Origin of the sequence: Haloactinopolyspora sp. (assembly GCF_027324685.1) — a bacterium.
Classification (GTDB): domain Bacteria; phylum Actinomycetota; class Actinomycetes; order Jiangellales; family Jiangellaceae; genus Haloactinopolyspora.
The window spans coordinates 1-22190 of sequence record NZ_DAHVSH010000002.1; the positions used below are offsets into that span (position 1 = coordinate 1).

At 68.5% G+C, this 22190-nt stretch carries 22 protein-coding genes and 2 tRNA genes; 22 read left to right on the top strand and 2 right to left on the bottom strand.

Annotated features, from left to right (window positions below):
* Positions 1-141 precede the first annotated feature (141 nt).
* Positions 142-372, top strand: a complete 231-nt coding sequence (locus tag M6444_RS00165) for a helix-turn-helix domain-containing protein (RefSeq protein ID WP_298321677.1) — start codon at positions 142-144, stop codon at positions 370-372.
* Positions 373-398: 26 nt separating this feature from the next.
* Entirely contained in the window at positions 399-1574 is a 1176-nt protein-coding gene (locus tag M6444_RS00170; protein ID WP_298321678.1) for a tyrosine-type recombinase/integrase, read from the top strand.
* Positions 1575-1590: 16 nt separating this feature from the next.
* Here the strand turns inward: M6444_RS00170 and M6444_RS00175 are convergent.
* Positions 1591-1664: transfer RNA gene (locus tag M6444_RS00175), tRNA-Gly, on the bottom strand.
* Positions 1665-1728: 64 nt separating this feature from the next.
* On the opposite strand from M6444_RS00175, the gene M6444_RS00180 reads away from it, so the two are divergent.
* From M6444_RS00180 to M6444_RS00230, 11 genes are all read left to right on the top strand, one after another.
* Positions 1729-1804 (top strand) — tRNA-Pro (locus M6444_RS00180).
* Positions 1805-1888: 84 nt separating this feature from the next.
* Entirely contained in the window at positions 1889-3376 is a 1488-nt protein-coding gene (gene tig / locus M6444_RS00185; protein WP_298321680.1) for a trigger factor, read from the top strand.
* A gap of 389 nt (positions 3377-3765) precedes the next feature.
* Positions 3766-4344, top strand: a complete 579-nt coding sequence (locus tag M6444_RS00190) for an ATP-dependent Clp protease proteolytic subunit (RefSeq protein ID WP_363326180.1) — start codon at positions 3766-3768, stop codon at positions 4342-4344.
* 56 nt (positions 4345-4400) lie between these two features.
* On the top strand, positions 4401-5006 hold the full coding sequence (locus M6444_RS00195; RefSeq protein ID WP_298321684.1) for an ATP-dependent Clp protease proteolytic subunit: 606 nt from the start codon (positions 4401-4403) through the stop codon (positions 5004-5006).
* Positions 5007-5239: 233 nt separating this feature from the next.
* Positions 5240-6526, top strand: coding sequence for an ATP-dependent Clp protease ATP-binding subunit ClpX (gene clpX / locus M6444_RS00200; RefSeq protein ID WP_298321686.1), 1287 nt, complete (start codon positions 5240-5242; stop codon positions 6524-6526).
* A 92-nt stretch (positions 6527-6618) separates the two neighbouring features.
* Positions 6619-8283 carry a metallophosphoesterase gene (locus M6444_RS00205; protein ID WP_298321688.1) on the top strand — a complete coding sequence of 555 codons (1665 nt, stop codon included), beginning with the start codon at positions 6619-6621 and terminating at the stop codon, positions 8281-8283.
* Between the two features lie 77 nt (positions 8284-8360).
* Positions 8361-9797, top strand: coding sequence for a GuaB1 family IMP dehydrogenase-related protein (locus tag M6444_RS00210; protein WP_298321690.1), 1437 nt, complete (start codon positions 8361-8363; stop codon positions 9795-9797).
* 17 nt (positions 9798-9814) lie between these two features.
* A complete protein-coding gene (locus tag M6444_RS00215; protein ID WP_298321692.1) occupies positions 9815-10732 on the top strand; it encodes an NADP-dependent oxidoreductase in 918 nt (305 codons plus the stop codon).
* 100 nt (positions 10733-10832) lie between these two features.
* A complete protein-coding gene (locus tag M6444_RS00220; RefSeq protein WP_363326181.1) occupies positions 10833-13448 on the top strand; it encodes a valine--tRNA ligase in 2616 nt (871 codons plus the stop codon).
* Between the two features lie 90 nt (positions 13449-13538).
* A complete protein-coding gene (locus M6444_RS00225) occupies positions 13539-14873 on the top strand; it encodes a Mur ligase family protein (protein ID WP_298321699.1) in 1335 nt (444 codons plus the stop codon).
* A complete protein-coding gene (locus tag M6444_RS00230; protein WP_298321701.1) occupies positions 14870-15202 on the top strand; it encodes a DUF4233 domain-containing protein in 333 nt (110 codons plus the stop codon). The genes M6444_RS00225 and M6444_RS00230 overlap by 4 nt, the downstream gene beginning before the upstream one ends.
* A gap of 48 nt (positions 15203-15250) precedes the next feature.
* On the opposite strand, the gene ndk is transcribed toward M6444_RS00230, so the two are convergent.
* Positions 15251-15703 (bottom strand): nucleoside-diphosphate kinase, encoded by a 453-nt coding sequence (gene ndk, locus M6444_RS00235; protein WP_363326179.1) that lies wholly within the window; start codon positions 15701-15703, stop codon positions 15251-15253.
* Between the two features lie 182 nt (positions 15704-15885).
* On the opposite strand from ndk, the gene M6444_RS00240 reads away from it, so the two are divergent.
* From M6444_RS00240 to M6444_RS00280, 9 genes are all read left to right on the top strand, one after another.
* Entirely contained in the window at positions 15886-16683 is a 798-nt protein-coding gene (locus tag M6444_RS00240) for an SAF domain-containing protein (protein ID WP_298321705.1), read from the top strand.
* 4 nt (positions 16684-16687) lie between these two features.
* On the top strand, positions 16688-17467 hold the full coding sequence (locus M6444_RS00245) for a hypothetical protein (protein WP_298321707.1): 780 nt from the start codon (positions 16688-16690) through the stop codon (positions 17465-17467).
* A gap of 6 nt (positions 17468-17473) precedes the next feature.
* Positions 17474-18775, top strand: coding sequence for an ATPase, T2SS/T4P/T4SS family (locus tag M6444_RS00250; RefSeq protein WP_298321709.1), 1302 nt, complete (start codon positions 17474-17476; stop codon positions 18773-18775).
* On the top strand, positions 18772-19641 hold the full coding sequence (locus M6444_RS00255) for a type II secretion system F family protein (protein WP_298321710.1): 870 nt from the start codon (positions 18772-18774) through the stop codon (positions 19639-19641). The genes M6444_RS00250 and M6444_RS00255 overlap by 4 nt, the downstream gene beginning before the upstream one ends.
* Positions 19638-20564, top strand: a complete 927-nt coding sequence (locus M6444_RS00260) for a type II secretion system F family protein (protein WP_298321712.1) — start codon at positions 19638-19640, stop codon at positions 20562-20564. The genes M6444_RS00255 and M6444_RS00260 overlap by 4 nt, the downstream gene beginning before the upstream one ends.
* A 61-nt stretch (positions 20565-20625) precedes the next feature.
* Positions 20626-20859: a hypothetical protein gene (locus tag M6444_RS00265; protein ID WP_298321714.1), complete on the top strand. Its 234-nt coding sequence runs from the start codon at positions 20626-20628 to the stop codon at positions 20857-20859.
* A 14-nt stretch (positions 20860-20873) separates the two neighbouring features.
* Positions 20874-21281 (top strand): TadE/TadG family type IV pilus assembly protein, encoded by a 408-nt coding sequence (locus M6444_RS00270; RefSeq protein ID WP_298321716.1) that lies wholly within the window; start codon positions 20874-20876, stop codon positions 21279-21281.
* Positions 21278-21703, top strand: a complete 426-nt coding sequence (locus M6444_RS00275; protein WP_298321718.1) for a TadE/TadG family type IV pilus assembly protein — start codon at positions 21278-21280, stop codon at positions 21701-21703. The genes M6444_RS00270 and M6444_RS00275 overlap by 4 nt, the downstream gene beginning before the upstream one ends.
* Positions 21700-22137 carry a pilus assembly protein TadG-related protein gene (locus M6444_RS00280; RefSeq protein WP_298321721.1) on the top strand — a complete coding sequence of 146 codons (438 nt, stop codon included), beginning with the start codon at positions 21700-21702 and terminating at the stop codon, positions 22135-22137. The genes M6444_RS00275 and M6444_RS00280 overlap by 4 nt, the downstream gene beginning before the upstream one ends.
* Positions 22138-22190: the final 53 nt, after the last annotated feature.

Below are 22190 nucleotides of genomic sequence, written 5' to 3' on the forward strand. Positions count from 1 at the left end.
CTCGTACGCCCGACTCATCGGCCACGCCATCGCCCAGAAACACCGATGGCGCACCCAATACCGACAAGCCCAAACTCGCGCCGGACCCGACACCCCAGATCTTTCGGCAACCACAACAGCAGCATGACTAGGAAGGACATCATGATGGCGAGTGACGACAACGAGATGTTGACGGTTGCTCAGGCAGCCGCAGCGATGGGAATGAGCCCGCGTTACGTGCGTCGGCTGATTGCTGAGCGGCGCATCGCGTTCCATCGCCTCGGTCGGTCGGTTCGTATCGCACGGGCTGATGTGCGTGCGTTCATAGACGACGGGCGGGTGGAGCCCATGACCGCTTCGGAGGTCTGGCGTTACCTGCGTGGAGTTGCGTGATGCCTGCTCGTCGACGATTTGGCAGTGTGCGGCGGCGAGACTCGGGCCGGTGGCAAGCGCGGTATCGCGGCCCAGACGGGCAATTGCGGTCGGCTCCCCACACCTTTGAGCGTAAGTCGGATGCTGAACGGTTCCTGAGCCTGGTCGAGGCACAGATCATGCGGGGGGAGTGGCTGGATCCAGAGCGCCAAAAGGTGCGACTCGTCGACTACGCCGAACGCTGGATCGCCGAACGTCCGGGGCTTCGGCCTCGCACTGTCGAGCTGTACGAGATGCTGTTGCGCAAGCACATCGCGCCGTATATCGGCGGCGCTCCGCTCGGAAAGATCACCACGCCACTCGTTCGGGAATGGCGCGCGCAATTGCTGCGCGACGGTCGATCGCAGTCGACGACGGCCAAGGCGTATCGGCTGCTTCGAGCGGTGTTGATGACGGCTGTCAAAGAAGACCACATCCTTGCGCGTAACCCTTGCCGCGTGAAGGGAGCAGATCAGGAGACGCCTGAGGAACGTCCCGTGCTCACGCCAGGGCAGGTCTTCCGGCTAGCTGATGCGGTCAGGCCTCGCTACCGGGCGCTCGTGCTGTTCGCCGCATTCACCGGCCTTCGTTATGGCGAGCTCGCAGCACTCCGGCGTTCTGACATCGACTTGAACAGCGCTGTGGTGACCGTTGTGCGCGCCTACGTGGAGCAGAAGGGCAAAGGGCCGGTGATCGGTCCGCCAAAGTCACGTGCCGGTCGTCGACGAGTCGGGTTTCCACGTCGGCTCGTGCCCATACTCGTCGACCACATGGCCGAGCATGTGGGCCCGGGCCACGATGCGTTGGTCTTCGCCGGACCCAAAGGTGCGGTCATTCGGCGTAGCAACTTTCGGCGCCAAGTCGGTTGGAAGTCCGCAGTAGAACAGATCGGTGTTCCCGCGTTGCACTTCCACGATCTGCGTCACACAGGGAACATGCTCGCCGCTCGAGCGAATGTCAGTACCCGCGATCTGATGGACCGGATGGGTCACGACTCTATGCGTGCCGCCTTGATGTACCAGCATGGATCGGACAGTGCGACGCGCACCATCGCTGATGCTCTCGATGTGCACATGGACGGACTGAATGGCGCCGAGAACGATGCCGCCGTGGCCCAAACGTGGCCCAGGGGCGGACCTGCCGCTAGCGATGCCGAGATCGAACAGGTCGAATCCGGCCCGTGACCTGGTTCGGTCGTCGTGGAGCGGGTGACGGGAATCGAACCCGCACGACCAGCTTGGAAGGCTGGGGCTCTGCCATTGAGCTACACCCGCATGGGCGGCGAACCGCCCGCGGTACAGAGTACCCTGTCGCCTGGCCTAGACTTGTCCGGGCACGCGGGGCGTAGCGTAGTGGCTAGCGCGCCTGCTTTGGGAGCAGGAGATCGCAGGTTCGAGTCCTGTCGCCCCGACCAGCCAGCGTTCGCGGTGGTGGTCCGGTTCGCCGGCCCCCGCTGTGACCGTGCCAGACAGACCACCATTACAGGAGACACGTCAGCGTGAAGAGCGTCGTCGAGACCCTCAATCCGACGCGGGTCCGGCTTGCGGTCGAGGTTCCGTTCGCCGAGCTTGAGTCGAACATCAAGTCCGCTTACCAGCGGATCGCCGCACAGGTGACGGTGCCCGGCTTCCGTAAGGGCAAGGTGCCTCCTGTGGTCATCGATCAGCGGATCGGCCGGCCCGTCGTGCTCGAGGAGGCCGTCAACGAGGCGCTTCCCAAGCTCTACGGTGACGCGATCCGCGAGAACGACCTGCAGCCGTTGGGCCAGCCTGAGGTCGACATCTCGGAGTTCAACGACGGCGAGGAGCTGAAGTTCACCGCCGAGGTCGCCGTACGGCCCAAGATCACCCTGCCGGAATGGGAGGGCCTGGAGGTCCAGGTCGACGACGCCGTGGTCGAGGACTCCGACGTCGAGGAGCGCCTCGAAGCGCTGCGCGCCCGGTTCGGCACGCTCGTCGGCGTCGAGCGGCCGGCGGCGGACGGCGACTTCGTCCAGATCGATCTCAACGCCACCGCTGACGGCGAGCCCATCGAAGGCGGGCAGGCCACCGGCGTGTCGTATCAGATCGGCAAGGGCGGCATGATCGATGGCCTCGACGAGGCCGTCACCGGCTTGTCGGCGGGTGAGTCGACGACGTTCCGCACCAAGCTGGTCGGCACCCACGAAGGTGAAGAGGTCGACTGCGAGGTCACCGTCACTGCGGTGAAGGAACAGCAGCTGCCTGAGCTCGACGACGAGTTCGCCCAGCTCGCCAGCGAGTTCGACACGCTCGAAGAGTTGAAGGCGGACGTACAGGAGCAGGCCCTGCGCGCCGCGCGGATCGAGCAGGCGATGTCGGCTCGTGACAAGGTGCTCGACCTGCTGCTGGAGAAGGTCGGCGACGTGCCGTTGCCGGACGAGCTGGTGCAGGAACAGGTCGAGGAGCACTTCTCGGACGGTCACGGCGACGACGACCACCGCGCCGAGTACGAGGAACAGTTCCGCAAGAACCTCAAGTCGCAGTTCGTGCTCGACGAGCTCGTCAAGGCCGAGAACATCGAGGTCGCGCAGGACGAGCTGAGCTCCTACATCATCCAGCAGGCGATGCAGCAGCGGATGGACCCCAACCAGCTCGCTCAGCGCATCGTCGACCAGGGCAACCTCCCGTCGGTCATGGCCGACGTCGCGCGCGGCAAGGCCCTCGCGCAGGTGGTCGAGAAGGCCAACGTCGTCGACGCCTCGGGGAAGCGGGTCGAGCTGGACCGGCTGCGTGAGGACGGCACGATCGCCGAGCCCGGCGAGGACGATGGCGCGCAGCAGGTCGGGGACTCGTTCGAGTTCGCCGAGATCGAGGACGACTCCGCGGCTGGTGACCAGGCCGCTGATGCGGACGCCGTCGAGGGTGCGGAGGCCGCTGACGACGCGGCCGAAGTCGCTGACGATGCGGCAGAGGCTGCTGACGGCGATCAAGACGACGCTGACGACTCGGGCGAGTCGAAGGCCTGACCGGAACACCGGTTTTCGTGACGGTCGGACGAGGCTTCGGTGCCTCGTTCGACCGTCGCCGTTCGAGGTCGGGTCAGGCGGCCGCGGTCGGCCATCGCGTCCCTGTATGGCGCTACACCACGAGGTTTTCTGCTGCGCCAACAGGCGTGCACGGGTGGTGCGGCAGGGAATCGCCAAGTGAACATGATCATTCAGGAGCACGCCGTGAGCGAACAGGGGCGCGCAGCGGATGGGCGCGGACCTGTGCTTGGTTAGTGTCAGTGAAGCAACCGAACCCAGGTCGTGACGACCATCTGTACTGCCCCTAGGAGATCACGGTGAGCACACGCCCCGAGACGTCCGGCCCGGTCGAATTTCCGCAGGCCCAGACACCCACTCCCGGCTCGTCCATGGGCCTGGACGACCACATCTACAACCGGCTGCTCCGCGAACGGATCATCTTCCTGGGCTCGGAGGTCCGCGACGAGAACGCCAATGCCATCTGTGCGCAGTTGCTGCTGCTCGCAGCCGAGGACCCCGAGCGTGACATCGAGCTGTACATCAACTCGCCCGGCGGCTCGGTGTCGGCGGGCATGGCGATCTACGACACGATGCAGTTCGTCCGGCCCGACGTCATGACGGTGGCGATGGGCTTCGCGGCCTCCATGGGCCAGTTCCTCCTCACCGCCGGAACCCCGGGCAAGCGCTACGCCCTGCCGCACTCGCGCATCCTCATGCACCAGCCCTCCGGCGGGATGGGTGGCTCGGCCAGCGACATCCGGATCCAGGCCGAGCAGATGCTGCGCACCAAGCAGGAGATGGCCGAGATCACCGCCCACCACACCGGGCAGCCGGTCGAGACCATCGTGCGCGACTCCGACCGCGACCGCTACTTCACGCCGCACGAGGCGCTGGAGTACGGATTCATCGACCACGTGATCGAGAGCGCCACGCAGCTGCCGCGCAACGGTAACGGCGCCAGCTCGTGATCACGGCTCGTCCGTTCGACTCCGGCCCCCTCGCAGCGCACATCTAGGAGACTTCGATGAACTACTACATCCCGCAATGGGAGGAGCGCACCTCCTACGGCTACCGGCGTATCGATCCGTACGGCAAGCTGTTCGAGGAACGCATCATCTTCCTCGGGACCCCGATCAGCGACGATGTCGCCAACGCCGTCATGGCCCAGCTGATCTGCCTGGAGTCCATGGAGCCCGACCGCGACATCGAGATCTACATCAACTCGCCCGGTGGTTCGTTCACCGCGATGACGACCATCTACGACACCATGCAGTTCATCAAGCCCGATGTGCGCACGGTGTGCATGGGCCAGGCGGCCTCGGCGGCTGCGGTGCTGCTGGCGGCCGGCGCGCCGGGCAAGCGGCTGGCCGTCCCGAACGCGCGGATCCTCATCCACCAGCCCTACACCGAGGGCACCTACGGCCAGGCCAGCGACATCGAGATCCAGGCGAACGAGATCCTCCGGATGCGCTCGCTGCTGGAGAAGATGCTCTCCGAGCACTCCGGCCGCGACGTCGAGCAGGTCCGTCAGGACATCGAGCGGGACAAGATCCTCACGACCCAGGAAGCCATCGACTACGGCTTGGTCGACAACTTCACGTCCTCGCGCAAGGCCAGCCTCGTCGGCTGACCGGCCGGACCCGGATCGTGGCGCGTCGCCGTCCGTGCGACGCGCCACGCCCGATCTGGCGAGGGGGTGCCCGATTGTCGGGCCGACGTTGTACCGTCAAAGGACGCGGGGCTCGAGAGGTCCGCGATACGCACGACGTCGATTCGCGCGTGGGTCGTTGAAACAGCGGCCCGTCTCGCGGATCCTCGGTCGTTACGGCCGGGAATGCAGTTCAGGACGGAAGGACGTACCGCGTGGCACGCATCGGCGACGCTGATCACTTGCTCAAGTGCTCGTTCTGCGGCAAGAGCCAGAAGCAGGTGAAGAAGCTCATCGCAGGGCCTGGGGTGTACATCTGCGACGAGTGCATCGATCTGTGTAACGAGATCATCGAAGAAGAGCTCAGCGAAACGCCCGGTGGCGAGCTTGCTGAGCTTCCCAAGCCGCGCGAGATCTACGAGTTCCTCGAGTCCTACGTCATCGGGCAGGACGTGGCGAAGAAGGCCCTGTCGGTGGCGGTGTACAACCACTACAAGCGGGTGCAGGCTCGCCAGGCCGGCAGCTCGCGCAACCAGGGCGACACCGTCGAGCTGTCGAAGTCGAACATCCTGCTCATCGGGCCTACCGGCTGCGGTAAGACCTATCTGGCGCAAACCCTGGCCAAGATGTTGAACGTGCCGTTCGCCATCGCTGATGCCACCGCGCTGACCGAAGCCGGCTACGTCGGCGAGGACGTCGAGAACATCCTGCTGAAGCTGATCCAGGCCGCGGACTACGACGTGAAGAAGGCCGAGACCGGCATCATCTACATCGACGAGGTCGACAAGATCGCGCGGAAGTCCGAGAACCCGTCCATCACCCGCGACGTCTCCGGCGAAGGCGTACAGCAGGCGCTGCTGAAGATCCTCGAGGGAACGACGGCCAGTGTGCCGCCGCAGGGCGGGCGGAAGCACCCGCACCAGGAGTTCATCCAGATCGACACCACGAACGTGCTGTTCATCGTCGGTGGCGCGTTCGCCGGACTGGACGAGATCATCGAGCAGCGCGTCGGCAAGCGAGGCCTCGGATTCGGCGCGGACATCCGCAGCAAGGCCGAGCGTGAGGCCGCCGACACGTTCGGTGACGTGATGCCGGAGGACCTGCTGAAGTTCGGCCTGATTCCGGAATTCATCGGCCGGTTGCCGGTCATCACCACGGTGTCGCCACTGGACCGCGAGGCCCTGATCCGCATTCTCTCCGAGCCGCGCAACGCCCTGGTGAAACAGTACGTCCGGTTGTTCGACCTCGACCACGTGGAGCTGGAGTTCGCCGACGACGCCATCGAGGCAGTCGCTGACCTGGCGTTGATGCGGGGGACCGGTGCGCGCGGCTTGCGCGCGATCCTCGAAGAGGTGCTGCTGCACGTCATGTACGAGGTTCCCAGCCGCGAGGACGTGGAGCGTGTGATCGTCACCCGTGAGGTGGTCGAGCAGAACGTGCTGCCCACGCTGATCCCCCGGGAAGGCCCCCGCAAGCGCGAACGGCGCGAGAAGACCGCCTGAATCCCGGTAGGCTCGCCGCCGCTGCCGACCGTCGCCCGGCGTCGCGGCGACTACCTGTCGATCATGTCGTCGGGGCCCCGTAAGGTCAGCCCATGCGTGATCAGCGCCCGAGCGACATGTCGCCGGTACAGATCGGCTTCACGCCGCAGAAGCCCGTGCCCTGGCTCAACCCCGGTCTGCTCGCGGGCACCGCGGTACGGGTGGCGTTGGCGCACCTGTTCGGCGGTTACCTCGACAAGCGCGAGCTGCAGGCGGTGCTGCCGAGCGCCGTGGACGACCATTCCGGCGCCGAGGAGCTCTGGATCGACTACGTCGCCGACCTCGGGGACGGCTTCGACGCCACGTACAGCATCGCCCACCTGCTCGCCCGGGAAAGCCTGACCGTCGACGGGACCGACCTGCCGCGCGCCGACGCCGTCGTCCTCGGTGGCGACCAGGTGTACCCCACGGCGTCGGTCACCGACTACGAGAACCGGTTCAAGGGCCCGTACCGCGCGGCCTTCCCACCGCAGCCGGGCCAACCGAGCCATGCGGCGCCGACGATGTACGCCGTGCCGGGTAACCACGACTGGTACGACGGGCTCACCGCGTTTCTGCGCCTGTTCGCTCAGAACGACCCGATCGGCGGCTGGCAGACCAGCCAGCGTCGCAGCTACTTCGCCGTCGCCCTGCCGCACCGGTGGTGGCTGCTGGCCATCGACGTCCAGCTCGCCTCCTACATCGACGAACCACAGCTCGAGTACTTCCGGCAGGTGGCCAGCCAGCTGGGGCCGGACGATCGCATCGTGCTGTGCTCGGCCAAGCCCGGCTGGGTTCAGACCATCGACGACCCCCAGGCGTACGACAACCTCGACTACTTCGTTCGTACCGTGATCGAGCCGACCGGCGCGCGAGTGCCGCTGCTGCTGGCGGGCGACCTGCACCACTACACCCGCTACGCCGGCGACGACACCGACGGCCGGCCCCGCCACTTGGTGACCTGCGGCGGCGGCGGAGCATACCTGGTGGGTACGGCGCACCTTCCGGAGGCCGTCTCGGTGCCGCCCGAGACGACGACCGACCGCGAGGCCAGCAAGCCGCGCCAGTACCGCCTCGAGTCCGCTTACCCCGACCGGAAGCGGTCACGTCGGCTCGGTCGGGGCATCCTCACGAAACTGCCGCGGCGCAACCCGGGCTTCGTTGCGTTGCTCGGTGTGATGCAGACGCTGTGGATGCTGGCGTTGCTCACCGCGGACGGCGGCTGGCTCAACGGCGCCGTCGGCGTCACCGGGGCCGGCGTGGTCGCAGGGACGCTGTTGTTCGCCACCGCGCTCGGTACCCGTGGCCGGCGGCAGTGGATCTGCGGTGCGTTGCACGCGGTGCCGCATCTGGCGCTCGGCCTCGTCGGGGCGGCCGCGTGGTCGGCGCTGCCACTGGCCGACGCGCCGAGCCCCTGGGACACCGTGCTGGCCTTCGTCGTTTACCTGCCCGTGGCCGGGCTCGTCGACACCTGGATCGTCGGCGTGTACATGCTGCTGGCGCGTTACGTCCGGGTCAACGTCAACGAGCTGTACGCCGGTATGGGTATCACCGACTACAAGTCCTTCGTGCGCATGCACATCGGTACCGACGGCTCGTTGACACTGCATCCGATCGCGGTCGAGCGGGTGTGCCGCCGCTGGCACGCCGATCCCGACGCACCAGCCGCGGCGTCGTGGATCGCGCCGGTTGAACCGCTGCGTCCCAGCCGGGTCGAGCCGCCTGTCACGCTGTCCTGAGCCTCGCCCATAGGCTAAAGATGGAGGGCCGCCGGAAATCCGTCCGGCCGGCACACCGCAGCCGAGGGGAGCGTCCGATGCGATTCATCCGGGGGCAGGCGCCGGACCAGGACCTCACGTACAGCGACGTCTTCCTGGTCCCGAACCGTTCCGCTGTCGGTTCCCGCCTCGACGTGGACCTCACCACGTCCGACGGCAGCGGCACCACCATTCCCATCGTCGCGGCGAACATGACGGCGGTGTCGGGGCGGCGGATGGCCGAGACCATCGCCCGCTGCGGTGGCCTGGCGATCATTCCGCAAGACATTCCGGTGGATGTCGTCGCCGACGTCATCGCCTGGGTCAAGCGCCGCCACATCATCTACGACACCCCGCTGACCATGGATCCCTCCGGCACCGTCGGCGAAGCGTTCAACCTGTTGCCCAAGCGTGGCCACGGCGCTGTCATCGTGGTCGACGACGGCCGAGCCGTCGGGGTGGTCACCGAGGCGGACTGCCAGGATGTCGATCGCTTCACCCAGTTGCGCAGCGTGATGTCCACCGAGTTGCTCACCCTGCCTGACGGCGTCGACGCCGAGGCGGCGTTCAATCAGCTGCACGACGGCCGCCACCGGCTGGCGCCGGTGGTCGACGAGAACGATCGCATCGTCGGCATTCTCACCCGGGAGCGTGCCCTGCGGGCCACGCTGTATCGCCCCGCGGTCGACGCCGACGGCAGGCTGCGGGTGGGCGCGGCCGTCGGCATCAACGGCGACGTCGAAGGCAAGGCCAAGGCGCTGCTCGCCGCAGGCGCGGACGTCCTGGTCATCGACACCGCGCACGGCCATCAGGAGCGCACCATCGAGGTGCTGCGCAAGGTGCGTGGCCTCGACCCGCAGGTGCCCGTGGTCGCCGGCAACGTCGTCACAGCCCAGGGCGTCACCGACCTCGCCGAGGCCGGCGCCGACATCATCAAGGTCGGGGTCGGCCCGGGCGCGATGTGCACCACCCGCATGATGACCGGTGTCGGGCGCCCGCAGTTCTCGTCGGTGCTCGAATGCGCCGACCGAGCGCGCGAGCTCGGCGTGCACGTCTGGGCCGACGGTGGCGTCCGGCATCCCCGCGACGTCGCGCTGGCCCTGGCCGCAGGTGCCGACAACGTCATGATCGGGTCCTGGTTCGCCGGCACGTACGAGTCGCCGGGCGACGTGCTGCGTGACGGTGACGGACAGATGTACAAGGAAAGCTTCGGCATGGCGTCGGCACGCGCGGTGAAGCTGCGCTCGGCCGGCGACTCCGCGTTCGAGCGGGCCCGCAAGGGGATCTTCGAAGAGGGCGTGTCGAGCTCGCGGATGTACTTGGATCCGAGCCGGCCCAGCGTCGAGGATCTCATCGACAACATCGTCGCCGGTGTGCGCAGCGCTTCCACCTACGTCGGGGCGGCGACGATCAGCGAGTTCCGGCAGAAGGCCGTGGTGGGAGTGCAGAGCGCGTCCGGGTACACCGAGGGCATGCCCGTCGACGTGAGCTGGTGACGAGGAGAGGGAGTCAGATGACCCAGGCAGTCCGCTACGACCGGTACGGCGGTCCCGAGGTCCTGCGGATCGTCGATCTGCCCACGCCGGAGCCGGCGCCCGGCCAGGTCCGGGTCGCGGTGCACGCCGCCGGGGTGAACCCCCTCGACTGGAAGTTGCGCAGCGGCCTGTACTCCGGGGGCAAGCCGTTGGGCAAGCCGGCCGGGGTAGGGTTCGACTTCGCCGGGACGATCGACGCCGTCGGCTCGGACGTCACCGGCTGGGCTCCTGGGCAGGCGGTGTTCGGGCAGACTCGCCCGGGCGCCGCGGCCACGCACGTGCTGGCCGATCCGGCCGCGCTCGTCGCCAAACCGGACTGGCTGTCGTTCGAGCAGGCCGCCGCGTTGCCGGCGCCGACCGAAGCCGCGCATCGCACCGTGCACATGCTCGACATCAAGGCCGGGCAGCGGCTGCTCATCCATGCTGTGGCCGGCGGGGTCGGGCTGGTGGCCGCTCAGCTCGCCCGGGCGCGTGGCGCCACGGTGATCGGCACGGCCAGCGCGGAGCGCCACGACCTCCTCCGCGACTTCGGCGTCACCGCGGTGACCTACGGCGACGGCTGGGCCGACCGGGTCCGGGCGGTCGCCCCCGACGGTGTGGACGCGGTCCTCGACGCCTCCGGCCGGGGCGTGCTCAAGGAGTCCGTCGAGCTGGCCGGCTCACCTGACCGCGTGGTGACCCTCGCCGACAACTCCGCCGCCGACCACGGCGTGCGGCTGACCACCAGCGGCCAGGCCACCATCCCCGAGGTGTTCGCCGAGGTGCTGCCGTTGATGGAGCGCGGCGATCTGACCCTTCCGGTGACGGCGACCTACCCGCTGGAGCAGGTCGCCGAGGCACACCGCATCAGCGAAGAGGGTCACCTGTTCGGCAAGATCGTCATCGTCGTGGCGTAGGCCGGCACGTCGCCGATGACGCCTGCTCCGTACATCACATCGGCCACGGTCACACGTTGCCGTCTCGACGTCGGTAGACTTCGCCCGCGTGACCGAGACCATGCGACCCGACTCCACACTGCCGACCACCTTCGACCCGGTGGAGGTCGAACAGCCGACCTACGAGCGGTGGGTCGAGCGTGGTTACTTCGAGGCTGACGACCACAGCGACAAGCCGCCGTTCTGCATCGTCATCCCGCCGCCGAACGTCACCGGCTCGCTGCATCTGGGGCACGCCTTCGAGCACACGCTGATCGACGCTCTGGTCCGGCGCCGGCGGATGCAGGGCTACGAGGCGCTGTGGATGCCGGGCATGGACCACGCCGGCATCGCGACCCAGAACGTCGTGGAGCGTGAGCTGGCCAAGGCCGGCCAGTCCCGCCATGACCTCGGGCGCGAAGCCTTCGTGCAGAAGGTCTGGGAGTGGAAGGCCGAATCCGGCGGCAAGATCCTGGCGCAGATGCGCCGACTCGGCGACGGCGTGGCGTGGAGCCGCGAACGATTCACCATGGACGACGGGTTGTCCCGCGCCGTGCAGACGATCTTCAAGCGGCTCTACGACGACGAACTCATCTACCGCGCCGAGCGGATCATCAACTGGTGTGTGCGCTGCCACACGGCGCTGTCGGACATCGAGGTCGAGCACAGCGACGACGACGGCGAACTGATCTCCATCCGCTACGGCGACGAGGACAGCGGCATCGTCGTCGCGACCACGCGGGCCGAGACGATGCTCGGCGACACCGCGGTCGCCGTGCACCCCGACGACCCGCGCTACCAGCACCTGATCGGCACCGAGGTCGAGCTGCCGCTGACCGGGCGGCGCATCCCCGTCATCGCCGACGCGCACGTCGACCCCGAGTTCGGCACCGGCATGGTCAAGGTCACCCCGGCTCACGACCCGAACGACTTCGAGATCGGCCGGCGCCACGATCTGCCGCAGCTGACGATCATGGACGAGCACGGCGTCATCACCGCGCACGGACCGTTCGAGGGGCTGGACCGGTTCGAGGCCCGTCCGGCCATCGTCGCCGCGCTGCGCGAGCAGGGTCGCATCGTGGCCGAGAAGCGTCCCTACGTGCACGCCGTGGGGCACTGCTCGCGGTGCAAGACGGTGGTGGAGCCGCGGCTGTCGCTGCAATGGTGGGTCAAGGTCGCCCCGCTGGCCCAGGCCGCCGGGGACGCCGTGCGCGACGGCCGGGTGCGCATCCACCCGTCGTCGATGGAAGCACGCTGGTTCGGCTGGGTGGACGACATGCACGACTGGTGCATCTCTCGCCAGCTGTGGTGGGGCCACCGCATCCCGGTCTGGTACGGCCCCGATGGCGAGGTCGTCTGCGTCGGGCCGGACGAGCAGCCGCCGTCGGGCGAGGGCTGGCACCAGGACGAGGACGTGCTGGACACGTGGTTCTCGTCGGCGCTGTGGCCGTTCTCCACGCTGGGCTGGCCCGAGCGCACCCCGGCGCTGGCCAAGTTCTATCCGAACCAGGTCCTGGTGACCGGCTACGACATCCTGTTCTTCTGGGTCGCCCGGATGATGATGTTCGGCATTTACGCCAACGCCGAGAACGGTCCCGACGACGCCGTGCCGTTCCGGACCATCGCCTTGCACGGCATGGTCCGCGACGAGCGGGGCAAGAAGATGTCGAAGTCGTTCGGCAACGCCGTCGACCCGATGGACTGGATGGACGCCTACGGCTCGGACGCGTTGCGCTTCACGCTCGCGCGGGGCGCCAACCCCGGTACCGACGTGCCGATCGGCGAGGACTGGGTCCAGGCGTCGCGCAACTTCTGCAACAAGCTGTGGAACGCCACGCGCTTCGCGCTGATCAGCGGTGCGCGCCTCGGCGACGTTCCGCCGGCCGACGAGCTCACCGCGCCGGACCGGTGGATCCTGTCGCGGTTGGCCGCCACCGTCGCCCAGATCGATGCCTTCTATGAGGACTTCCAGTTCGCCAAGCTCACTGACGCGCTCTACCACTTCGCCTGGGACGAGTTCTGCGACTGGTACGTCGAGCTGGCCAAGACACAGTTGAGCGCCGGCGGGGAACGGGCCGAGCGGACCCGGCTGGTGCTCGGGCACGTCCTGGACACGCTGCTGCGGCTGCTGCATCCGGTGACGCCGTTCGTCACCGAGGCGCTGTGGACGACGCTGACCGGGCACGAGTCGGTCGTCATCGCCGAATGGCCGCAGGCCGAGAACGCCCGGGCCGACGCCGCCGCCGAGGCGACGGTGGCCGAGCTGCAGCGCATCGTCACCGAGGTCCGCCGTTTCCGTGGCGACCAAGGGGTCAAGCCCGGCCAGCGGGTCCCCGCGCGCATCATCGAAGAGACCGGCAGCGTCGTCGCCGACCACGAGGACGCGTTCCGCTCGCTGACCCGCCTCGACCGGCCGGGCGAGGCGTTCTCGCCGACGGCCCGCGTGGTGGTGGGCGCCGTCACCGTCGAGCTCGACCTGTCCGACGCCGTCGACGTCGAGGCCGAACGCCGCCGCCTGACCAAGGACCTCGCCAACGAGCGCAAGGCGCTGGAGCAGGCGAACCGCAAACTCAGCAACGAGCAGTTCCTCGCCAAGGCTCCGGAGGCCGAGGTGGCCAAGGTCCGCCGCCGCCGCAGTGATGCCGAGGCCGACATCGCCCGACTGGAAGCCCAGCTCGCACAACTGCCGACGACGTGACAGTTGCGGCGATGCCGGTGGGCGAGGCGACCGGGTGGTGGGGGAGAATTGCCCCGGAGGCCGTGGTGGAGTCGTCGAGATGGGTGAGCTGTGAGCAGTGACGTCGTGCGCCGGATCGAAGCCGAACTGCTCGCTCGGCGGCCGGAGTCGCACGTCGAGCCGTCTCTCGAGCGCATCCGCGACCTCGTCGACATGCTGGGTAACCCGCAGCGGGCGTTTCCGGTCGTGCACGTGGCGGGAACGAACGGCAAGACGTCGACGGCCCGGATGATCGACGAGCTCTTGCGTGAGCTCAACCTGCGCACGGGCCGGTTCACCAGTCCGCACCTGCAATCGGTCACCGAACGTATCGTCCTCGACGGTGAGCCGGTCGCCGCCGAGCGCTTCGCGGCGACCTACGCCGAAGTGGCGCCGTTCCTCGACCTGGTCGACTCCAAACACGACGTCGCGCTGGGCTACTTCGAGGTCCTGACGGCGCTGGCATACGCGATCTTCGCCGACGCCCCCGTGGACGCCGCCGTCGTCGAGGTCGGCATGGGCGGGTCGTGGGACGCCACGAACGTCGCGGACGGCAAGGTCGCCGTCGTCATGCCCATCTCGGTCGACCACGCCGACTATCTGGGCGACACCGTCGAGGTGATCAGCGAGGAGAAGGCGGGCATCATCAAGCCCGGCTCGTACGCGGTGCTCGCTGCGCAGGATGCGGCCGCCGCCGAGGTTCTGCTGGCCCGCTCGGTCGAGGTCGGCGCCACGGTGGCGCGCCAGGGCGTGGAGTTCGGGGTGCGGCGGCGCGAGATGGCCGTGGGCGGACAGATGCTGGACATCCAGGGTCTCGCCGGCTTGTACGACGACGTCTTCCTGCCGCTGCACGGTGAGTTCCAGGCGCACAACGCCGCCGCGGCTGTGGCGGCGGTCGAGGCGTTCGTGGGCGGGGGCCGCGACGAGCTCGACGCGGAAGGGGTGCGCGCGGCGTTCTCCCGGGTCACGTCGCCAGGCCGGGTCGAGGCGCTGCGCCGGGGCCCGGTGGTGCTGGCCGACGCGGCACACAACCCGGCCGGCGCTGCCGCCCTGGCCGCGACGCTGTCGGAGGAGTTCTCGGCCACGTCGTTGGTGGCGGTCGTGGCGGTGCTGGGCGACAAGGACGCTGCCGGCATCCTCGCTGCGCTGGAGCCGGTGGTGGCCGCGGTCGTCGTCACCGAGAACTCCTCGCCGCGTTGTCTTCCGGTCGCCGACCTGGAGGCCGTGGCCGTCGACGTGTTCGGCGAACAGCGCGTCAGCGTCGCCACCCCGCTACCCGAGGCCATCGACACCGGCCTGGCCCTGGCTGAGCGCGAAGGCGCCATCGGCGGTCACGGCGTCGTCGTGACCGGCTCGGTGGTGACGGCGGGCGACGCTCGGCAGGCGTTCCTGGGGGACAGCGGATGAGCCGGATCGCTGCGACGATCCTGACCTTCGAGTCGATCGTCATCCTGCTGGCGGTGCCGGTCGCGGTGAACGTCTCCGACGTGCGAACGTCGACGGCGTGGCTGGCCGCGGGCGCACTGGTACTGATGTGCGTCGTGGCCGCCGGTAGCCTGCGTCACGGCCGAGTGGGTTACGTCCTCGGCTCCGTCGCGCAGGTGGCCGTCGTGCTCGCCGGGTTCGTGGTGCCGGTGATGTTCGTGCTGGGCGGGTTGTTCGCCCTCATCTGGTTCATCCTGATGCGCATCGGCCCCGAGGTCGAGCGCGCCAAGGCCGCCCGCGAGGGCGAGTGACGAAGCAGGATCTGCCAGCGCTTCGGCGCCGGCAGATCCTGCGTCGACTCACAGCCCAGGGAACCAGAGCTCGAGCTCGCGCTTGGCGGAGTCGGCCGAGTCCGAGGCGTGCACCAGGTTCTCCGACGTCGACAGTGCATAGTCGCCGCGGATGGTGCCGGGAGCGGCCTTACGCCCGTCGGTGGCGCCGTTGAGCCCGCGTACGACGTCGATGGCCTGGTCTCCTTCGAGGACGAGCGCGACCAGCGGCCCGCCGGTGACGAACTCGCGCAAGGCCGGGTAGAACGGCTTTTCGACGTGCTCGGCGTAGTGAGCGTCGGCCAGCGAAGCATCGATGGTGCGCTGATCCATCGCGACGATGGACAGTCCCTTGTTCTCGTAACGGGCCAGAATCGTTCCGACCAGGCCGCGGCGGACGGCGTCGGGCTTGATCAAGACGAGCGTGCGCTCGGACACGGGGATTCTCCTGTGCGAAAAGTGATACGGACGTTGTGCAGACATTAACGCGTTCTGCCCGCCGGGCAGGCGCCGGCAGTGACCTGGCCGGCCATGCTCATGGTCAAGATTCGCGATACAGTGCCCCACGGACAAGTACGCGGTGCGGGGCCGCGGCGCGCGGCGCGAGCGGCGAGCGGATCGCCCGCCGACGACATGGACCGATTCTGGAGCGGTAGAGCGACCTCATGGCGGGGACAGTGCAAAGCGGCGATGCGACCAGTGAACGACAGCGAGCACGCGAACAGCGCGGCATCCGCAGCACTCAACGAGTCAAGAGCGAAGCCAACCGGCTGCCCGCTCCGCCGCGCCAGCGCCGCCCGGCGCTGGCCGCGCTGGCGGTCCTGCTGATCGTCGGCGGCGCGGCGGTGGCCGCGCTGCTGGCGCTGCGGGTGGACGAACGGGTCGAGGTGGTCCAGGCCGGTGCCACCATCCAAGCCGGCCAGCAGATCACCGCGGAGCACCTCACCACCACTCGTGTCGCCGCCGAAAGCGACCTGCTGGTGCCGGAGTCTCAGGCCGACCGCCTCATCGGCACCTACGCGTCGTCCCAGATCACCGAGGGCCAGCTCATCGACGTCACCATGCTCAACGAGTCCGGCCCGATCGAAAGCGACGGCGTCGCGGTGGGTGCCTCGTTGGCCACCGGGTTCGCGCCGGCCGAGGGTCTGCGTGCCGGCGACATCGTCGACTTGGTCTCCATCGTCACCGGGCAGGGCGAGACCATCGTCGAAGACGCTCGCGTCGCGTCCGCGTCGACCACCGGCGGCAACGACGGTACGCAGGCGGGTGTGTCGGCGACATTCATCGTCGACCGCGAAGATGCCGCGCAGGTGGCCGGCGTTGCCGCCACCAACCAGTTGGTCGTCGTGCTGGTCGAGCGCGGTGTGCCGTTCGAGGACAACGCCGACGACGCCGACAACGCCGACGATGGCGGCGGCGACGACGCCGGGTCCGACGAGGAATCCGCTGAGGAACAGGGGTGAGCCGGTGCTGATCGCCTTTGTCTCGGCCAAGGGCTCGCCCGGCGTCACCACCACGGTGAACGCGCTGGGCGGAATCTGGCCTTCGGACGTCGTCGTGGCCGATTTCGACCCGGCCGGAGGCGACTTCGCCTTGCGTCACCGCGGGGTGGACGGCGAGCCGTTGGACAACGACCGCGGCCTGCTGTCGCTCGCGGCCGCTGCCCGGCGCGGTACCGGCGAGGCCGATCTCGGCGAGCACGTCCAGGTCGCCTCGGGAGGGCTCCAGGTCATCCCTGGTGTCACCCGGCCGGAGCAGTTCACCGGTATCGGCGCTGCGTGGCCGGCCGTTGCCACCATGCTGGCCAACAGCCCCTTCGACGTGCTCGTCGACTGCGGGCGGGTGGTGCCCGGCACCCCGCTCCTGCCGGTGCTCACCGCCGCCGACGCCGTCATCTTCGTCGTCCGGCCCGGCATCGAGTATTACGCGCACCTGCGTGAACGGCTGCGCTGGCTGGCCGAGCCGCTGCACATCGGCGAGCTCGGCAGCATCCCGCTCGGCATCGCGTTGATCGCCGGTAGCTCCGACACCTCTGCTCCTCGTGATCTCGACCGGTTGCTGCAGTACGACGGGCACCAGGTCAGCGTCCTCGGCCGGATCGCCGAGGACCCCAAGGCCGCCGGCGCCCTGGCGGGGCGATGGAGCCGTCGCATCGACCGGTCGTTGTTGATCCGGTCGGCGCGCGAGCTGGCCGAGTCCGCACGCGCGCTGGCCATGGCACGAACGCGGACTTCGGCAAGGAGCTGATGGCACGTGGATCAGAACCTCATCCGACGCCTGCGCGAGGAGGTCGCCGACACCCTGGCGCGCCAGCGGCGCGACGACGCCGCCAACGGCGTGCCGCCCATGACCGGCGAGGACGAGCGCCAGTTCGCCCGAGCCGTCATCGGGCGGGTGCTCGACTCCTACGCCCGCGAGGAGATCAGCGCCGGGCGAACCCCGCCGACGGCCGAAGAGGAAGAGGAGATCTCTTCGGGTATCCACGCCGCTCTGTTCGGTGTGGGTCGGCTGCAGCCGCTGCTCGACGACCTCGAGGTCGAGAACATCGACATCAACGGCTACGACAACGTGTTCATCCAGTACGCCGACGGGCGTGAGGTGAACGGCGCCCCGGTGGCCGAAAGCGACGACGAGCTGGTCGAACTCGTGCAGATCCTCGGCGCCTACTCCGGGCTGACCAGCCGTCCCTTCGACTCCGCCAACCCGCAGCTCGACATGCGCCTGCCCGACGGCAGCCGGCTCTCCGCGGTCATGGGCGTGTGCGCACGCCCGGCGGTGTCGATCCGGCGCGCCCGGCTGTCGCGGGTTCACCTCGACGAGCTGGTCTCCTACGGCTCAGTGACCGAGGAACTGGCGGCCTTCCTGTCCGCAGCCGTGGCCGCGCGGAAGAACATCATGATCGCCGGTGCCACGAACGCGGGCAAGACGACGCTGCTGCGCGCGCTGGCCAACGAGATCCCGCCGTCCGAGCGGCTCATCACCGTCGAGCGGGCCCTCGAGCTCGGGCTGGGGGAGTTCCCCGACCTGCACCCCAACGTCGTCGCGTTCGAGGAACGGCTACCCAACTCCGAGGGCCAAGGCGCCATCACCATGGCCGAGCTGGTCCGCCGCAGCTTGCGGATGAACCCCAGCCGGGTGATCGTCGGCGAGGTGCTCGGTGACGAGATCGTCACGATGCTCAACGCCATGAGCCAGGGCAACGACGGTTCACTGTCGACCATTCACGCCAACAGCTCCATCGAGGTGTTCAACCGCATCTCGACCTACGCCATCCAATCGGTCGAACGACTGCCGGTGGACGCGACCATGATGTTGATCGCCGGTGCCATCGACTTCGTCGTGTTCGTCGAGAAACGCAACGAGTTCAACGAGGGCGGCAAGCTGCGCCGGTTCGTGTCGAGCATCCGGGAGATCAACGGTGTGGACGGCCGGGTGCTGTCCAGCGAGGTCTTCGCCGCGGGCCCGGACGGAGTCGCCGTGCCGGCGGCTCCGATCTCGTGCCTGGACGATCTCGTCGCCGTCGGGTACAACCCGCATTCCCAGGTGATCGCGTGAGCCCGTCCATCCTGCTCATCACGCTGATCGGTGCCGGTATCGGCGCCGCGATCATGTTGTTGATCGTGGCGCTGCGGGGGACCGAACCCAAGCCGCCGCAGCCGGGGACCTCGGCGCGGTCGATGGTGGAGAAGCTCGGCCGGCAGACCGTTCTGGGCATCGGCGCGGGCGTCGCGACGCTGGCCGTGACGCGGTGGCCGGTGGCCGCCATCGGCGGCGGCTTGTTGGTGACGTTCTGGCCGGCGCTGTTCGGCGGGGCGAAGTCCGAACGTGACGCCATCGCGCGCCTGGACGGGCTGGCGTCGTGGACGGAGTCGCTGCGCGACACCATCGCCGGCGCGGTGGGCCTCGAGCAGGCGATCCCGGCCACGGTCTACGCCGCTTCGCCGTCGATCCAGCCGCAGCTGCGCCTGCTCGCCGACCGCCTGCGCATCCGGGTGCCGATGCCCGAGGCGCTGCAGAGCTTCGCTGACGACCTCGACGACGCCAGCGCCGACCTGGTCGTGTCAGCGCTGATCCTCAACGCGCGGCTGCGCGGGCCGGGTCTGCGCCAGGTGTTGAGTTCGCTGGCCGACTCCGCACGCGCCGAGCTCGACATGCGCCAGCGCGTGCTGGCCGGGCGAGCGAGCACGCGGCGCTCGGTGCAGATCGTGGTGATCTTCAGCCTCGGGTTCATGCTCTTCCTCGCCGTGGTCAATCGGGACTACGTCGAGCCCTACTCCCAGCCGCTGGGTCAGATCGTGCTGGGAGTCATCATGGGCATCTTCGCGCTGGGCTTCATCTGGATGCGCCGGCTGGCGGCCTTCGAGACCCCGGCGCGGTTCCTGGTCACCGCAGAAGCCGAGGGTAGCGGGGTGCGGTCATGACCCTGATCATGCTCGGCGGTGCCGTGGTCGGCCTCGGGCTGTTGCTGCTCGGGGTGCTGATCTCGGCTCCGCGGGTCAACCCGGCCGCGGCGTTGGCCAAACTGGACGCCGAACGCACCCGGGCGAAACACGAACGCCTGGTCGCGGTGTCGATCGACCCGCGCCAGGTGCGCGAGTCGCCGACGCTGCGCCGGTTCGGCGGGCAACTGCGCGAGACGCTGGAGAACGCGGGCATCAACCTAGGCTCGCTGCGCCGCGACCTGTCGCTGATGGGCCGCTCGCTCGAAGGACACTTGGCCACGACCGTGCTCACGGGGCTGATCGGGTTCATGACCCCGGTGGTCGTGTCGACGATCCTCACGGTCGGCGGCATCTCATTCGGCATCCCTGCCTCGGCCGTGCTTGGTTTCGTCCTGGCCCTGGTGTTCGCCGTCATCCCGACGCTCACCTTGCGGTCCAACGCTGCCGACCGGCGCCGCGACTTCCGCCATGTCGTCGGCTCCTTTCTCGACCTCGTCGCCATGAACCTCGCCGGTGGCCGGGGCGTTCCCGAAGCGCTGCAGGCGGCCTCGTCACTCAGCGACGGGTGGGGGATGGTCCGCATCCGCGACACGCTGCTCACCGCCCGGCTGCACGGAGTGACGCCGTGGGCCGCACTGGGCGAGCTCGGGGACGAGGTCGGCGTGGAGGAGTTGCGCGACCTCGCCGCGGCGCTGGCCCTGGTCGCCGAGGACGGCGCGAAGGTGCGTGAGTCGCTGGCAGCCCGTGCGGCGTCGATCCGCCGGCGGGAGCTGGCCGAGATCGAGGGCAAGGCCGGGCAGAAGTCGCAGTCGATGCTCGTGGCGCAGTTGCTGCTGTGTGTCGGCTTCCTGATCTTCCTCGTCTACCCGGCCCTGGTCGACGTCATGACCCAGAGCGGCTGACGGAGGCTGACGAGGCGAACAAGGCATAATCCCGACGCGACCGATCCGGACCTGGAGACCGATGAGTATGAATCTCGATCTGAAACCCAACACCCCCCTGGGTTGGCTGATGCTGACCCTGACGGCCCACGTCGAACGGGCCCGGCGCGCCCCCGACCGTGGCGCCTCGGCCATCGAGTTCGTCATCATCACCGCCGTGCTGGTGGCCCTCGCCGCGGCCGTGGGGGTCGTGATCTATCGGCTCGTCAAGACCGAGGCCGACTCCATCGACATCCCGGACGCTCCCGGCGGCTGAGCCTCGAGGTCACCATGGTGCTGGAACGCCTCAGGCGGCTGCGATCACAACGCGGGGTCAGCTCGATCGAGCTCGTGCTGTACACCCCGCTCATGTTCTTGATCATTTTTGTGATCGTGCAGTTCACCCTGACGTGGCACGGCAACCAGATCGCCGCGGCGGCCGCGCGTGAGGCCGCTCGGGAGGCCCGCATCGGCGGGGGTACCCCAGCGGCTTTGTCCGCTGCCGAGGCCCGCGGCCACGAGTACGCCGAGGTCGTGGGCAACGGCCATCTGGTCGACATCGAAGTCGATGCCGTCCAGGTGGGTGAGAACGTCCGAGTGACGGTGAGCGGGCGGGCCACCGAGATCGTCAACAACCTCGCTCCGCGGGTCTCACAGACCGTGGAAGGCCCGATCGAACAGTTCATCCCGGACCTATGACACGTATCCAGCAGGTGGCGCGGACGCTGGGCCGGCAGCGCGGATCGATGGCCGTGGAGGTCGTGATCCTGGCGCCGGTCCTCGTCGCCGTCATGATGCTCGTCGTCGGCTTCGGCCGCTACGTCGACCGCTCCGCCGACGTCGATTCGATGGCCCGCGACGCGGTCCGGGCGGCATCGCTGCAGCGTGACTACGGATCGGCCAGTGCCGCCGCACAGGCGATCGTCGAGTCGTCGACGCCGCCGGGCGTGTCGTGTGGGCAGGCTTCGCTGGGCGGGACGTTCGCGGCCGGCGAGATCATCACGGTCGAGGTCAGCTGCAAGGTGTCGTTCGACGGTCTCGGCTTCATCGGGCTGCCGGGCTCGGCGACATTGACCGGGGAGAGCTCGGCGCCGCTGGACGTGCTGCGGAGAACATCGTGATCCGCCGCACGCGCAGCGAGCGCGGCGCCATCAGCGCGATGCTCGTCACGCTGATCGTCATGCTGTTCGTGCTCGCCGGTCTGGTCGTCGATGGCGGATTCGCCATCAACGCGCGGCAGAAGATCTACGACGACGCCGAACAAGCCGCCCGCGCGGCGGCGAATCAGATCGACATCGAAACCTTGCGAGCCACCGGCGAGATCGTCATCCTCGAAGGGCAGGCCCGGCAGAAGGCCCAGGAGTACATGAGTGCTCGAGGCTATCCGCCGAGCCAGGTTCAGGTCTCGGTCGACGACGTTGCGGGCGAGGTGACCGTGGCTGCTCGGGACACCGTCAACACGACACTGCTGCAGCTGATCTTCATCTCGGACTTCGACGTCGAAGGCCAGGCCACCTCGCGCCCGGCCGTCGGCATCACGGGGGAGATGCCATGATCGGGAGACGTTCGCACCCGAACGATGCGCACTGCCAGCGATTGACCAGGAGC